At 58.4% G+C, this 13784-nt stretch carries 14 protein-coding genes and 3 pseudogenes; 5 read left to right on the top strand and 12 right to left on the bottom strand.

Going from position 1 to position 13784, the window contains the following annotated elements:
- Positions 1 to 33: 33 nt before the first annotated feature.
- Entirely contained in the window at positions 34 to 1245 is a 1212-nt protein-coding gene (locus BMH52_RS19295) for a multidrug effflux MFS transporter (protein WP_073844727.1), read from the bottom strand.
- Between the two features lie 157 nt (positions 1246 to 1402).
- On the opposite strand from BMH52_RS19295, the pseudogene BMH52_RS30000 reads away from it, so the two are divergent.
- Together BMH52_RS30000 and BMH52_RS30005 are read left to right on the top strand one after the other, a co-directional pair.
- Positions 1403 to 2158, top strand: a pseudogene (locus BMH52_RS30000) (MCP four helix bundle domain-containing protein); the annotation flags it as partial.
- 132 nt (positions 2159 to 2290) lie between these two features.
- A complete protein-coding gene (locus tag BMH52_RS30005; RefSeq protein WP_370712708.1) occupies positions 2291 to 3016 on the top strand; it encodes a methyl-accepting chemotaxis protein in 726 nt (241 codons plus the stop codon).
- A gap of 248 nt (positions 3017 to 3264) precedes the next feature.
- On the opposite strand, the gene BMH52_RS19305 is transcribed toward BMH52_RS30005, so the two are convergent.
- Positions 3265 to 3456, bottom strand: coding sequence for a hypothetical protein (locus BMH52_RS19305; protein ID WP_073844729.1), 192 nt, complete (start codon positions 3454 to 3456; stop codon positions 3265 to 3267).
- Between the two features lie 20 nt (positions 3457 to 3476).
- Here BMH52_RS19305 and BMH52_RS19310 point away from each other — a divergent pair, with 20 nt between their 5' ends.
- Positions 3477 to 3662 (top strand): hypothetical protein, encoded by a 186-nt coding sequence (locus BMH52_RS19310; RefSeq protein WP_044483237.1) that lies wholly within the window; start codon positions 3477 to 3479, stop codon positions 3660 to 3662.
- Positions 3663 to 3909: 247 nt separating this feature from the next.
- On the opposite strand, the gene BMH52_RS19315 is transcribed toward BMH52_RS19310, so the two are convergent.
- Entirely contained in the window at positions 3910 to 5217 is a 1308-nt protein-coding gene (locus BMH52_RS19315; protein WP_073844731.1) for a HAMP domain-containing sensor histidine kinase, read from the bottom strand.
- Positions 5214 to 5954, bottom strand: a complete 741-nt coding sequence (locus BMH52_RS19320; protein WP_014718447.1) for a response regulator — start codon at positions 5952 to 5954, stop codon at positions 5214 to 5216. The genes BMH52_RS19315 and BMH52_RS19320 overlap by 4 nt, the downstream gene beginning before the upstream one ends.
- Before the next feature lie 304 nt (positions 5955 to 6258).
- On the opposite strand from BMH52_RS19320, the gene BMH52_RS19325 reads away from it, so the two are divergent.
- Positions 6259 to 6519, top strand: a complete 261-nt coding sequence (locus BMH52_RS19325; protein ID WP_073844732.1) for a DUF2790 domain-containing protein — start codon at positions 6259 to 6261, stop codon at positions 6517 to 6519.
- A gap of 30 nt (positions 6520 to 6549) precedes the next feature.
- The gene (locus BMH52_RS19330) at positions 6550 to 7761 is read left to right on the top strand and encodes a cytochrome c biogenesis protein DipZ (RefSeq protein ID WP_014718445.1); all 1212 of its coding nucleotides are present in this window, start codon (positions 6550 to 6552) and stop codon (positions 7759 to 7761) included.
- Positions 7762 to 7860: 99 nt separating this feature from the next.
- On the opposite strand, the pseudogene BMH52_RS19335 reads toward BMH52_RS19330, so the two are convergent.
- From BMH52_RS19335 to BMH52_RS19365, 8 genes and pseudogenes are all read right to left on the bottom strand, one after another.
- Positions 7861 to 8037, bottom strand: a pseudogene (locus BMH52_RS19335) (aldehyde dehydrogenase family protein); the annotation flags it as partial.
- Positions 8038 to 8111: 74 nt separating this feature from the next.
- Positions 8112 to 8189, bottom strand: a pseudogene (locus tag BMH52_RS29645) (creatininase family protein); the annotation flags it as partial.
- A gap of 12 nt (positions 8190 to 8201) precedes the next feature.
- Positions 8202 to 8978 (bottom strand): alpha/beta fold hydrolase, encoded by a 777-nt coding sequence (locus tag BMH52_RS19340; RefSeq protein WP_073844733.1) that lies wholly within the window; start codon positions 8976 to 8978, stop codon positions 8202 to 8204.
- A gap of 25 nt (positions 8979 to 9003) precedes the next feature.
- Positions 9004 to 9513 carry a cytochrome P460 family protein gene (locus BMH52_RS19345; protein WP_032902606.1) on the bottom strand — a complete coding sequence of 170 codons (510 nt, stop codon included), beginning with the start codon at positions 9511 to 9513 and terminating at the stop codon, positions 9004 to 9006.
- 24 nt (positions 9514 to 9537) lie between these two features.
- On the bottom strand, positions 9538 to 10611 hold the full coding sequence (locus BMH52_RS19350; protein WP_073844734.1) for an alpha/beta fold hydrolase: 1074 nt from the start codon (positions 10609 to 10611) through the stop codon (positions 9538 to 9540).
- 62 nt (positions 10612 to 10673) lie between these two features.
- Positions 10674 to 12041, bottom strand: a complete 1368-nt coding sequence (locus tag BMH52_RS19355) for an epoxide hydrolase family protein (protein ID WP_073844735.1) — start codon at positions 12039 to 12041, stop codon at positions 10674 to 10676.
- 490 nt (positions 12042 to 12531) lie between these two features.
- Positions 12532 to 12780: a CsbD family protein gene (locus tag BMH52_RS19360; protein WP_014718439.1), complete on the bottom strand. Its 249-nt coding sequence runs from the start codon at positions 12778 to 12780 to the stop codon at positions 12532 to 12534.
- Between the two features lie 319 nt (positions 12781 to 13099).
- Positions 13100 to 13708, bottom strand: a complete 609-nt coding sequence (locus BMH52_RS19365; RefSeq protein WP_014718438.1) for a dTMP kinase — start codon at positions 13706 to 13708, stop codon at positions 13100 to 13102.
- Positions 13709 to 13784 lie beyond the last annotated feature (76 nt).

Consider the following 13784-nt stretch of genomic DNA (forward strand, 5'->3'; position numbering starts at 1 on the left):
CAACCAGAATGTTGAATCTGCCTGCTCCTCTGCTCAGGAGGAAGGCGGGACGCTTGAGACCAGGTGAGCCGGCAAGCGCCGCAACGTCCACAAGGTGGTCAGCATCGCGGCAAGCGCACACAGCGCAATGCCGATCAACATCGGCACCGGTGTATGGTCGGCAAAGATCCCCACCAAGGTCATCGCCACAGCCGCCGTGACCATCTGGATCGCGCCCAGCAGTGCAGACGCAGAACCCGCCACCGCACCATGATCCTCCAGCGACAGTACCCCGGCCGCCGGCAATAGCAGGCCAAGAAAGCCAAAACCGATAAACAACAGCCCCATCATCAAGCCCAGGCTGTCACCCCACAGTGTAGTAGCCGCCAGCAAGCTCATGACCGCCGCCACGCCCACCACCGACCAGCGAATCAACGGCGCCAGGCCAAAGCGGGCGCTGAGGCGGGCGGTCAATTGGCTCATGGCAAAAAACGAAGCCGCGTTGAGCGCAAAGCACAGGCTGAACTGGGTCGGTGTCAGGCCAAAAAATTCGATGTACACGAAGGGCGCGCTGCCGATGAACACGAAAAAGGTGGCCAGGCCAAACCCGCACACCACCGACAACCCCGTAAAGACCGGGTCGCGGAGGAGGGCGCCATAACTGCCGAATGCCTGGCCCAGTGTCTTGCCCAGGCGGCGCTCGGCCGGGTGGGTTTCTGGCAGTTGTACGGCGGTCATCACCAGACACAGCACGGCCACCACCGCCAACACGGCAAACACTTCGCGCCAGCTCCAGATCGAAATCACCAGGCTACCGGCCAGCGGCGCGAGGATCGGCGAAACACTCATCACCAGCATCAACAAAGCCATCAGACGCGCCGCTTCATGGCCGGTATACAGGTCACGGACAATCGCCCGTGGGATCACCATGCCCGCACAAGCACCGAACGCCTGCACCGCACGAAAACCAATCAACACTTCGATGGTCGGTGCCAGCGCGCAGCCGACGCTGCCAATGGCAAAGATCACCAAACCCGCATAAATCGGTGGTTTACGCCCGAACACGTCGCTGAGGGGGCCGTAGAACAACTGGCACACGCCGATAATCATGAAGAACACCGTCAAACTCATCTGCACGGCCGCCGGCGAGGCCTGGAGGCTGGCGCCCAGGGTCGGCAGTGCCGGCAGGTAGATGTCGATGGCAAACGGGCCGATTGCGGTGATCAAGCCCAGCAACAGGGCGAGGCGGGCGATACGTTGAGGCATTTGGCAGATCCAGGTAGAGCAACGGACGGTCAGCTTAAGGGAACCGCGCAGATCCGCAAACTTAGGCTTCACTAACAAGCAACAGCTGCCGATACAGCTAGCAACGACACTGAAACGGTTGGGCTCCCAACCGGCGGTCCTGGCACGGGGTACCACTATGACGATCAAATTACGCTTGGTGCTGTTGATTGCGACCGGGTTGCTCACCGCTTTGATCATGAGCCTGGCTGGCTACCTGGGCAATACGCGGATGGCCGATGCGGTACAGGATAACGACGTCAGCATGACGGTACTGCGCAACCACATGGAAGCCGACATGATGCACGACGCCCTGCGTGCGGATGTACTGTCAGCCATGTTGGTCGGGCTGGGCAAAAGCACCAGTACGGCGGCCGAGGTCAACAGCTCGATCAAGGAGCATGCCGAGCACTTTCGCGAGGTGCTGGCGGACAATCTCAAGCTGCCGTTGGACGCCTCGATCAAGGCCAGCCTGGAAAAAATCAAACCCAGCCTGGACACCTACATCAGTGCCGGCGAGCGCATCGTCGCGCTGGCCCTGGACAATCCCGAGGCCGCACGAGGGGAACTGCAGACCTTCAATGCCGCGTTCAGCCAGTTGGAAGAACAAATGGCGGCGTTGAGCGAACTGATCGAAAACAATACCCAACTCACCAGCACCGGTACCCGGCAAACCATCAGTAACGCTAACTGGACCTTGATTATTGTATTGGGGGCGAGCCTGCTGTTGCTGCTGGCACAAGGACGTTGGGTGACCCTGAGCATCATGGGGCCGTTGCGCACCGCCAGCCGTATTGCCCAGAGCATTGCCCATGGCAACCTGAGCGAGCCGATTGCCGAACCCAAGAACCAGGACGAAGCCAGTGCACTGATTCGCAGCCTGGCGACGATGCAGCGGGATTTGCGCGGCATGATCGAAGTGGTTCGCAGCAACGCCCATGGCGTCAATGGCATGAGCGAGCGCCTCAGCCAGGGTTGCCATGAAGTGGCAGGCAGCAGCCAGCAACAAAGCGTCGCCGCCAGCACCATGGCCGCCGCCGCGAGCGAAATGACCGCCAGCATCGAAGAAATCACCCGTCACGCCCAACGTGCCCTGGACATGGCCAGCCAGGCTGAAACCCTGGCCAAGGACGGCGGCCGGGTTATCCACCAGGTGGTCAGCGACATGGATGGCATCGCCCGTTCTGCCCAACAGTCAGCCCAAGTGATCCGCACGCTGGACAAGGAGTCCGAGGCGATCTACAGCATTATCCAGGTGATCAAGGGGATTGCCGACCAGACTAACCTGCTGGCCCTGAACGCCGCCATCGAAGCCGCTCGCGCCGGTGAACAAGGGCGCGGCTTTGCGGTCGTGGCCGACGAAGTGCGCAGCCTGGCCGGACGCACCAGCGCCTCCACCCAGGAAATCGCCAGCATGGTCGGGAGTATCCAGCAGAACACCCGTGAAGCGGTGATCAGCATGGAGGAGGGCGTTGCCCAAGTGGACAAGGGCATGGCGGTGACTGCCGAGGTGGAGCGCGCCATTCGCGAGATCCTCCAGGCTACGCTGAGTACCACTGAATTGGTCAACGATATTTCACGCACGATTAGTGAGCAGAGCCTGGCCAGTAATGAGATCGCTCATCAGGTGGAGAGAATTGCGGGGATGTCGGAAAGTAACAGTCGGGTGATTGGCGAGACGGCGTCGACGACGGATGAATTGTCGAGTTTGGCGGGGAAGCTTTCGCAGTCGGTGGATCGGTTTAGGCTTTGATCTGGGGTAACAGCTTATAACTCAACTAAATAGTCATTTAGTTTAGTTATGCATAAAGGATATTAAAAAGGAGAAGGGTAGCTCAGCAGATGAACTCGGGGTAGCTCATCCTTGCTCGTTATCTTCCAAATTTGAACGCTATCTCTCAAGGATTAGAAATTAGCGCCCAGTGAAATCACGTGTAGTCGGTAACAAGTCACGTCGTTTATGGGCTGCAACCATCAATCGCGTGGATGGCTGAATTGGTCCTACGCACGAACTGGCGTCAGGATTATGGTGCCGTTAGGTTTCACTTCCAGGTCGAGTTTGTCGCCGCTGGCTAACTTGATGGCCGACAGGAGATCGTCAGTCAGCGGTATGATTAAATCGCCAGTGTCATCAGCTGCATCCTGGCATTTTACTTTCCTGCTCGTATTTTTAGCCTTGGGTTTCGGGTTCATTATTTTCTCCAGGTGATCAGATGACAGAGCCAATTTATGATTATGACCCAGCAGACTCGCTGGTTGATTCAGAGGCCGTAGCTGTATTTTTGGCTGATGCACACGACACCGGTGATGCAGCTTTCATTGCCGAGGCTATGGCCGTTGTTGCACGCGCCAAGATTCGTATCGAGGCAGATGGCCAAGCCCAGGATTCATCGTTCTGAACCTGTGTTGCTAGTAGCAACACCTGAGCGCTGATCACCAGGTGAAATATAGCCTCCAGAGCCCCCCAGCTCCGTATAGGATGGTTCGCATAATGTATATTATGTTAAATGAAGTGTTATGCCTTATAGGTTCATGGTCGACTCGGTTTGACGCGGGCGCTGGCGAAAGCGCTTGATGAAACTCGCGTTGATCAACTCTTCCACATCCAGATTCAAAGCACAGTTGACTAGCGCCGCTTCGCGCCTCCTACGAGAAGCGCGTCGGTAATCTCAGTTCAGCGCACAATCCGCCGCCTTCGCGATTTCTCAAGGTCAGGGTGCCGCCGAGGGCTTGTGCCAGTTGCTGGGCGATAGCCAGGCCCAGGCCCGTGCCGCCGGTGCTGCGGTTGCGCGAATTTTCCACGCGGTAAAATGGCTCAATCACACGGGCCAGCTCCTCTTCGGCAATGCCGGGACCACGATCCATCACGGTCACCGAGAGGCTGTCGCCCTCCTCCGGCTCGACCCGCAGCTGCGCGGCACCGGCGAATTTGAGCGCGTTATCCGTGAGGTTTACCAGCACTCGGCGCAGCGCGTGGGGTCGAGTGTGAATCACTGCATTGCTTTTGCCGCTGAGCTGCACGTCCTTGCCCATGTCCTGGTAGTCGAACACGAGGCTGTCGAGGAATGAATCAAAATCGGTACGGCGGCTTTCCTCGGTGGCGCCATGCACGCTGCGGGCATAGGCAACGCCTTCACGCACCAGATGTTCCATCTCGCCGAGGTCATTCCACAATTTGTCTTTGTCACCGCAGTCGTCCATCAATTCGGCACGCAGCTTCATGCGCGTGATTGGGGTTTGCAGGTCGTGGGAAATCGCCGCCAGCAGTTGCATGCGTTCTTTCAGATAGGCCGCAATGCGCGCCTGCATGGCATTGAAGGCGATGGCAGCGTGTGCGACTTCGGTCGGGCCTTGTTCATCCAGATGCACCGGGTGAGTGTTGGGATCGAGGTTTTCCACGGCCTGGGCCAGGCGGGTCAGCGGGCTTATGGCAATGCGAACGGCCAGCCACGTGCATAGAATCATCAAGGCCAACTGGCCCAGCAAAACCACCGGCAGCCACGGCGACAACGGCACCATCGAGGGGCGCACGTCGATGGTCACCGGGCTGCCGTCGGCCAGTTTCAGATGGACCTGGAAATGTTTGATAGGCCCGGGAATGTCTGTCACGGTCATCGGGTAATCCTTGCCGATGGCCTCCTTGATCGAGGTCACTGCAATCGGCGTGTCACGCAGAGCGACGCCTGGCGAGCCTTCGTCGAGCAAATAGCGGTAATTGCGTCGATCCAGTTGTTTCAACCAACTCATGCGTTCCTCGGCGGGCAAGCGGTCAAGGATGGCAATGGACGTCGATACATCGGTTTCCAGGTTACCGAGCATGGTGTTTTTCGCGGTTTCGTAACGCTCGTAATACTGCACGCCGAAGGACAAGGCCTGCGCCAGGGTCAGCCCTACCAGAAAGATCAGCGAAAGCCGCGAGATGAGGGTACGAGGCCAATGCAGCGAAGGCTTCATGCCGGTGCTCCAAGCACTTGCACCGGCAGCGAGAAGACATACCCCTCGCTGCGTACGGTTTTGATGTAAGCCGGCTCGCGCGCATCGTCAAGCAGGCGTTGGCGCAGGCGGCTGACCAGCAGATCAATGGAACGGTCGAACAGGTCGGCGTCACGGCCCTGGGTCAGGTTGAGCAACTGGTCGCGATTGAGTACCCGTTGCGGATGGTCGAGGAACACCCGCAGCAGGCGATATTCAGCGCCGCTGAGGGCGACCATGGTGCCGTCTTCATCAAGCAGATGGCGGGCGGAGGTGTCCAGGCGCCAGCGCCCGAACCCCAGCCACCTTCCGGTTTCGGTAACGACCAGGTTGGGCGGCAGCATGCGCGTACGGCGCAGCACAGCGTTGATGCGTGCCAGCAATTCACGGGCGGCGAACGGCTTGACCAGGTAATCGTCGGCGCCCATTTCCAAGCCGATGATGCGATCGGTTTCGTCGTTGCGGGCGGTCAGCATCAGCACCGGCGTGGCCTTGTGTTTGCCGGCGCGAATGTCGCGGCAGAGCACCAGGCCATCGTCGCCGGGCATCATGATGTCCAGCACGATCAGGTCTACCGGCGTGGCCTCGAGAAACGAGCGCATCTGGCGGCCATCGGCAACCACGGTGGTGCGCAGGCCGTTCTTCTTCAGGTAGTTGCCTACCATCTCTCGAATCTCACGGTCATCGTCCACGATGAGGATGTGATCAACGTGTTCCATGGGCCAAGCCTCTGTCAATGGGAATTGCGGCTCAGTCTATAGAGGCTGAGCCCGTTCGCCCGTGGCGGTTTGTATTGCAGTGTATCTGCTGTGGCGAAGGATACATGCAGAGGCAAAAACAACAATTTTCTAGGTTTTGTATGGCTGTGTATCGGGATGGGGTCCTGATACGAACCGATTTATCCGCGCCTGTTTTTGACACAGACGAGATACCTCGCGGGCTTCTAATGAGCCACATCGAGGCCAACCCTAGCGCCTCGGCTCAACCGAACGACCCAACCCTTGAAGCCTTGAGGAAACGACCATGAACACCAATACCCTCTATGCCACTTACCTGTTTGCCGCCCTGAATATCTGCACCTTCTCGGCCCGCGCCGAAGCCGACGTCACGCCGCAGACCTACACCTACGGCACGCACCTGGACATCCAGAAAGTGGTGGCATTGACACAGGATGCCGGGGCGGCCTGCGGCATTGTCGATGCCCAGCTGACCTACCTGAATTCGCAGGGCAAGACCGAGATCCTGAACTACCGCAAATTTGCCGAATGCCACAGCGATAACTGAGCCCGGCCCACATTTCATCAGGAGACCCTTATGTTCCTCATCGCATTCCTGGGCGGCTTATTGACCGTCCTCAGCCCTTGTATCCTGCCGGTCGTGCCATTTCTGTTCGCGGGTATCGACCGCACACGCTCATCGATCCTGCTTACCCTTGGTGGCATGGTCCTGACCTTCGCGCTGGTTTCCAGCCTGGCCGTGGTCAGCAGTGAATGGGTGATTCAGGCCAACAACACCGGGCGTCATGTGGCACTGGTGGTGATGGCGCTGTTTGCCTTGTCGCTGATCTCGGCGCGAATCAGTGGCTGGCTGGCCAGCCCGTTCGTGTTACTGGGCAATTGCCTCGACCCCCAGACGCGCAAAATGTCCGGGCCGCTGGGTTCGCTGATGATCGGCGTCGCCACCGGCCTGCTCTGGGCGCCGTGCGCCGGGCCTATCCTCGGGGTGATCCTTACCGGCGCCATGCTGCAAGGCGCCAATGCGCAAACCAGCCTGCTGCTGGTGGCCTACGGCCTGGGCAGTGCACTGTCGTTGGGTACGCTGATTTTCGCCGGACGTGGTTTAGTCAATCGCCTGAAGGCCTCGATTCCGGTTACTGGTTGGCTGCGGCGCGCCACCGGTTTTGCGGTCCTGGCCGCAGCGCTGATGATTTCTACCGGTGCCGACAAGACGCTGTTGGCCGGGGCGTCGTCCGAAGGCGTCAGCGTGCTGGAAAACGGGGTGCTGCAAAGCGTCCCCAAAGTCGTCGAATACCTGGTAAGCAAGGCCAAGGCCGAACCCACCCTCGACAACGCCCGAGGCCCGATGCCGTCGCTTTCTGGCGCGGTGGAATGGCTCAATTCGCCCGCACTGACCAGTGAATCGCTCAGAGGCAAGGTGGTGCTCGTCGATTTCTGGACTTACGACTGCATCAATTGCCAGCATACCCTGCCGTACGTGAAGGACTGGGCGCAGAAGTACCAGAAGGATGGCTTGGTGGTAATCGGCGTCCACACCCCGGAATACGGTTTTGAACGCATCATCAGCAATGTCAGGGATGAGGTGAAAAAGCTCGGCATCACTTACCCGGTAGCCATCGATAACAACTACGCGATCTGGCGCAACTTCGATAACCAGTACTGGCCCGCGCACTACCTGATCGACGCCAAAGGGCAAGTGCGTTTCACCCACTTCGGAGAAGGACGCTACGAGACGCAGGAAAAGATGATTCAGCAACTGCTGCAGGAGGCGAAAGCTCCAGCCGCGTAACCCTTGAAAACCCATGGCCCACAGGCAACGTGCTGTGGGCCATTAGCTTTTTCTCCTGCGGCCTGGGTTGCGCGACCACCCTCTCCCGCCAACCCCAGGCTAATCCGACACGATGCTTTTGGCCTCAAGAAATGCTTGCAGCCCAAAGACTCCAAACTCTCGGCCGACACCGGACTGCTTTACCCCGCCGAACGGCGCCAGCAGCTCTGGCGAAATTCTGTTGATCAACACCGAGCCGGCCTGCAGCTGGGTCGCCAGGTGTTGGGCACGGTCCGGTTGCCCGCGATAAGCACAACGCCCGGTATGCCCAGGCGTTGGCCGCGTCGACCCCCCCTCTCCCGCGTTTCAGCGTTGCACAACTTCAAAACGAAACCCGCCGGGCGACGTGCAAAACTCGCCTCGGCGTAGAACGCTGAAAACGCCGCTTCGCCCCTGGCGTGTCATTTCGCCGTGGCGGCTTTTTCGATGAGGCGGGCAACCGGTTCCGGGTTCGAAACCATCACCACATGTGAAGCGCCCTTGACCACTTCCACGGCTTTGGCAGCGGCGCGCTTGGCCATGAATGCCATGGCTTGCGGGGGAATGTTCTTGTCCTTGTCGCCGTAGATGTACCAGGACGGTATATGCTTCCAGGCAGGGCTGCCGGACGCTTCGTTGAGCGCCGCTTCCGCTACCGGGCGTTGGGTGGCGGCCATCAATGCCGCCTCTTTCGCGGGGACGTCAGCGGCGAACTGGTTGTGAAACTTGTCCTGCTGGATGTACAAGTCCTTGCCCCCATCGGCCAGCGGTACAGGCGCAGCCAGCGTTGGGCCCAGCGTACTGCCCGGGAATTTGCCGGCCAGCCCGGCGACGGTTTCCCCGGCCTCAGGTGCAAACGCACTGACGTAAACCAGGGCTTTGACGTTTGCATGATCGTTGGCCGCATCACTGATAACGTTGCCGCCATAGGAGTGGCCGACCAACACCACCGGCGAATGAATGCTCGTCAACAATGCCGAGATTGCCGAACCATCGCTCTTTACACTGCGCAATGGGTTGGCAGCGGCAACCACTGGATAACCGTCCTTCTCGAGAATCTTCACGACCCCATTCCAACTCGACGCATCGGCAAAGGCGCCATGTACGAGCACAATCGTGGGTTTTTCAGTTTGCGACCAGGCGTGTGTCGCCATGCTCAGGCTGACGGCGACGGCCAGTGCGGTTAGTACTTTTTTCATTGTTGACTCCAGGTTTGACGGGAAATCAGGGAGCGAAGCGAGTGAAGACAAAATCGTGATTACGCACTCGCGCCTGGTGACAGGCGAAGCAGGTTTGGTGTTGGGCTTCATCGGCCGGTTTACCGTTGATAAACCGCCCGAATCCCCAACCACCGGTTGCTGCATATTTTTTCGAGTCCTTGACCATCACCTGCACGGTCGTGGCCGGCCCCGGGATGGACGCCGGCTCGAATTCCGGGGACTGCACATGTTTCCAGGCCAGCTTTACCAGCACCGTGCCATCAGGGAATGGCAGCGTTGAATCCTGATATGCCTTGATGGCCAAGTCATTGCCCAGCACGGCTCGAAGTTCGTTCAGGGGGGCCGCTTCCTGCGCCGGCGCAATCAGCGGCCATAGGCGGTAGTTTTCCGGCAATTTCACGCCATAGATTGGAGAGGCGTCACCAGTACTGGCGTCGCCCGAGGCCACACCGGCAGCGCTCAACGCTGCGATTGCAATGGCAGCCGACATCGCGGCCAGAAATTTCAGCTTCATCATCGCCATCCTCTCAGCCGGTTTTCAAAGATGATCGGCGTCGATCACCGCCTGGGCGAAGGCTTTCGGCGCTTCCTGCGGCAAGTTGTGGCCTACACCACCGGTGATCAATCGGTACTCATACTTGCCAGTGAAGCGCTTGGCGTACGCTTCGGCAGGTGGGTGCGGTGCGCCGTTCGCATCACCTTCCAGGGTGATGGTGGGCACACTGATGGATGGAAATGCCGCGAGTTTCTTCTCCAGCGCGTCGTATCTGGCCTCGCCCTTGACCAACCCCAGGCGCCAGCGATAGTTGAAAATCGACACGGCCACGTGATCAGGGTTTTGCAAGGATGCCGCGCTGCGCTCATAAGTGGCGTCGTCGAAATTCCACTGTGGCGACGCCAGCTTCCAGATGAGCTTGGCGAAGTCATGGGTGTTTTTCTCGTAGCCCAGGCGCCCGCGCTCGGTCGCGAAATAGAACTGGTACCACCACTGCAGTTCGGCGGCTGGCGGCAATGGCGCCTTGCCCGCCTCTTGGCTGCCTATCAGGTAACCGCTCACAGCGACCAGGGCTTTCACTCTTTCCGGCCACAGTGCGGCAACGATATCCGCAGTGCGGGCGCCCCAGTCAAACCCACCCAGCACCGCGGTCTTGATCTTCAGCGCGTCCATGAAGTCGATCAGGTCGGTCGCCAGCGCAGCAGGTTGACCATTGCGAATGGTCTTGGCCGAGAGAAAATGCGTATCGCCATAACCACGCGCAGAAGGGATCAACACTCGATATCCCTTGTCCGCCAAAGCAGGAGCGACATCAGCGTATGCGTTGATATCGTAGGGCCAGCCGTGCAACAAAATGACCACAGGGCCATCGGCTGGGCCGAGTTCCGCGTAAGAAACGTTCAGCAGCCCCGCTTTCACATGCTTAAGTGCACCGAGAGAGGTGTGAGCTCCCGGGGTGATCGCCCCAATGGTGGACGCGGGTACATCAGCCGCGCTGGCTTGGGAAAAACCGACAGCCACCGCCGCGAATTGCAGCACTGCTGCTGCCAACAGCGATGGGGTAAGACCCCGCAGGCGGCTGGATTTATTTTGATTGTTCAGCAAGGTCATCTCCATGGTGTTTCTCCGTAGCGAGCCGCCGAATAGCGGCCCGGTGTGTTGGCTGAATTGCGTGTGAGCTACTGGCCTGTCTTCGTTGCGCTCAGCTTGGCGCGCAGCGGCCGGAAGGCCTCCCGCAACTCTTCGCTGAATAATTGAGGTTGCTCCCAGGAAGCGAAGTGGCCGCCCTTGTTAACCTGGTTGTAGTAGGAAAGTGATGGGTAAGCGCGTTGCGCCCAGCTTTTTGGCGCCTGATAGATCTCGTGCGGGAAGACCGTGATCGCCACCGGCACCTTGATGCTTGCGGTGTTCTGCGCGGCAGCGCTGAAATTGTTGTTGTTGTTTTCCCAGTAGAAACGCGATGACGATGCGCCTGCGTTCGTCAGCCAGTACAGGCTGATATCGTCCAGCATCTCGTCACGGGTCAATACCCGTTCAGGCTGGCCATCACTGTCCGTCCACGCGGCGATTTTTTCGTACATCCACGCCGCAGTTCCGGTAGGCGAATCGGCCAGCAGGTAACCGATAGTCTGCGGGCGCGTAACCATCATCGCGCCGTATGCTGCATTGCGGCCGAAGAAGGTGCTCAAGGAATCAAACGCCTTGCGTTCAGGCTCAGTGAGCCCGACAGGGGCCGGGTCACCACTATTGATCGGCTTGACCAATTCGGGCGGGATGGTGGCCGGCATGTTCAAGTGAATGCCCAACAGCCCCGGCGGACTCAGGCGGCCCAATGCATCCGATATGACCGAACCGTGATCTCCGCCCTGGGAAACATAGTGGGTATAACCCAGACGCTTGATGAGCACATCCCAAGCCTTCGCGACCCGATCCGGCCCCCAGCCCAATTCAGTTGGCTTACCGGAAAAACCGTGTCCCGGAATCGATGGAATGATCACGTCGAACGAATCTTCAACCTTAGCGCCGTAAGCAACGGGATCCGTCAGCGGGCCGATCGTCTTCAGGAACTCAAACTGTGAGCCAGGCCATCCGTGTGTCAGAAGCAGCGGCATCGCGTTGGGGTTTGGCGAGCGAACATGGATGAATTGAATGTCCACGCCGTCGATAGTCGTGATGAATTCAGGCAGCGCATTGAGCTTCGCTTCGGCCTTGCGCCAGTCATAGCCGCTGCCCCAATACTTCACCAGCGCCTGGACCTGGGCCAACTGCACGCCTTGGGAAACGTCGTTGACGGTCTCTTTGTCCGGCCAGCGGGTCGCCGCAATGCGCTTTTTCAGATCGGCCAATTGAGCTTCATCGACGTGAATTCGATAAGGTCTAATCGATTCGGGATGGGTCGAGGCCGAGCTGGCAACTGACGCATCGACGGCCGGGCCACCAGCCCAGGCAGCACCGCTGCCGGCTATCAGGGCCAACCCCAAAGCGCCCATTCTCACGGAAGAAGCCAGACAATGGCGCCAGGTGAAACCGAACGTAGCTGCAGGCATTTTGAATTTCCTATAAGTCATTGGTCGACAACGTCGCGAAACGCACAGGGATAACCGCGAGTTAAATGAGTCATCCATTGGAAAAGGTTTGCGCCTTCTCGATGGGTTCATTTAAAGCCCCGCGGGTATCCCGTATGTGTCATCAACCGACTTAAAGGAATCGCTGTGTATCTATCCAAAGCGCAGATACAAAACGATACAAACCGACCACTCGCTCATAAAAAAGCCAATGCCCCGACTTGTCGGGGCATTGGCTTTTCTGGGACCTGGAAAACATAAGGGCTTTTCAGCCCATCAAGCTCGGCAAAGGGCATAGAGACCGCGTCGATTGCCAGGCAGCATGACTTGGTTACCCAAGGAACAGGCAGATACCCCGCTCCACTTCACGCCCTTCCACGCCTGCAAGAAACTGCAGAAATTTGCCCCTGATTCTGGTTAGCGTTCACCATCGTTTCTACCGCGTTAGCAATCTGATTGAAGCTACTGCTGTTCAGCGACCAAGCAATCTCTTCAGCACCAGTAGAGCAACAGCCCCGATTGCCAGTGCAGCAACCGGTTTTTCTTTGACGAATGTAGAAACGCTGTCCAGTGCGTCACCATAGGTTTGCGTCAGTTGACCCGCAGCCTGGCGTCCAGCGCCCTCAGCTTCCAACTTCGAATCACCAAAAAGCTTCCCGACTGCGCTCTGCGCTTTGCCAGCAACCTTTTCTACAACGCCTTCTACCTGTTCGCTCTTCATGATTAACCAAACCTTCGTGTGTGATTGGGTAACCCAGGAAAAACCCGGGTTTGAGGCAACGTGCAAAGCGTTAGGTGGACAGGCTTATTGATTAGTTCAAAGTTGATGAGCCTCACTTAGTCCAGATCAACCGATAAGTCTTCTTCCCTGTAGCGGCATCGTGATAGGGGTTTTCGCCCGGGACCTCTCGCGTGCGCACGCACGGGCGTCCCTCGCAGTCAATAATGGCGGCGTCACCACCCTGGCGTTTCAACGCTTCTATGTTTTGCTCAAGCGCCGCTAACTCTCGTTGCCTTTGCGCTCTTCATCTTGAATTCGATCAAAGGACTTTATATATCTGCGAAACCACCCGCCTCATCGCCTCCTCAATCGTCCCTTCATTGCGACAGATCACCCACCCCTGCCCCACCGCCGCTCGTTCAAACGCCTCGGTACACACAACTTGCTCCTCCAGCTTAAACATCACCGTACTGCTCAGCCCGCGCCGTCGTGCTGCCGCCCGTGCCCAGGATATTTGCGCCGCGGTGACAACCCCCACATGCAGATCCGGCACTTGCACCTGTCGATCAATGTTCAGCTCAAGAATGTCTGCAAAGGGTATCAATCGACGAAACGCAGCATCAGACGGGTACCAGCGATCCATCAGGATGATGCTGTCAGGTGGCTGTGCGGCCAGTACGTGCTGGGTAATCCAGCTGCGGCTGTCAGCAAAGCGCTCACACACCTCAAGTTCCAGATCCCGGCTGGGGTCTCTGGCGAATTTGTTAACCAGCGCCATCGTTTGCGCTCGATAGGGATCGCTCTTGCGCTCGCACAGTCGGACGACCTTTTTATTGTCGGCCCTCAACGCTGTCGTAACGGCCTCCAACAGCGTGGTTTTGCCGGTACCCTTGGGCCCATCCAACGAAATAAACAGCGCCCGAGTCATACGAGCGCTGCGTCATCGTTAAGGTTGTACAGTTCCATGGGGCCTCTAGTTTGAGCATTTGGGCAAATTGGACTTC

Source organism: Pseudomonas sp. BTN1 (assembly GCF_001907715.1).
Taxonomy (GTDB): Bacteria; Pseudomonadota; Gammaproteobacteria; order Pseudomonadales; family Pseudomonadaceae; genus Aquipseudomonas; species Aquipseudomonas paracarnis.